Source organism: Mesorhizobium sp. P5_C1, from assembly GCF_054049815.1.
In genome coordinates this window covers 1-772 of record NZ_JBFULQ010001233.1, presented here as the reverse complement: position 1 = coordinate 772, position 772 = coordinate 1, and the positions used below count along the sequence as shown (strand labels likewise).

Genomic DNA, 772 nt, shown 5'->3' with positions numbered 1-772 from the left:
GTTTTGCGCTCAAGGAAGATCGCCGCGATCTTGCCGAGGCACGGCTCCTGACCCTGAAGACGATGTTCGGCGACCGGCTCTATGTCGAACTGGACCGGGTTTCCGGTTATGATCGCGTGATCGAGAAATCCTCGATCGATCTCGCCTATGCCCATGAATTGCCACTGGTGGCCACCAACGAGGCGTTCTTCTCGGCGCGCGACGACTATGACGCGCATGACGCGCTGATCGCCATCGCCGAGGGCTCGGTCGTCGCCGCCGACAATCGCCGGCGGCTGTCGCCAGACAATTTCCTGCGCAGCCAGGCCGACATGGCCAGGCTGTTCGCCGACCTGCCGGAGGCGATCGACAACACGGTCGAGATCGCGTTGCGCTGTTCCTACTATCCGAAGAACCGCAACCCGATCCTGCCGCGCTTCACGGGCGGCGATGTCGCCGACAATGACGCAGCCGTGCAGGCGGAAGCCGACGAACTGGCCCGCCAGGCGCATGACGGGCTCGACGCGAGGCTGGCCGCACACGGGCCGACACCAGGCTACACGGTCGAACAATATCGCGAGCGGTTGAATTTCGAGCTTGGCATCATTACCAAGATGAAGTTCCCGGGTTACTTCCTGATCGTTGCCGACTTCATCAAGTGGGCCAAGGCGCAAGGCATCCCGGTCGGGCCGGGCCGCGGATCGGGAGCCGGGTCGCTGGTCGCCTATTCGACGACCATCACCGACATCGATCCCCTGCGCTTCTCCCTGCTGTTCGAGCGCTTCCTCAACCC

At 63.3% G+C, this 772-nt stretch carries 1 pseudogene; it reads left to right on the top strand.

Going from position 1 to position 772, the window contains the following annotated elements:
- A pseudogene (locus ACXJ7R_RS35070) lies at nucleotides 1-772 on the top strand (DNA polymerase III subunit alpha); the annotation flags it as partial.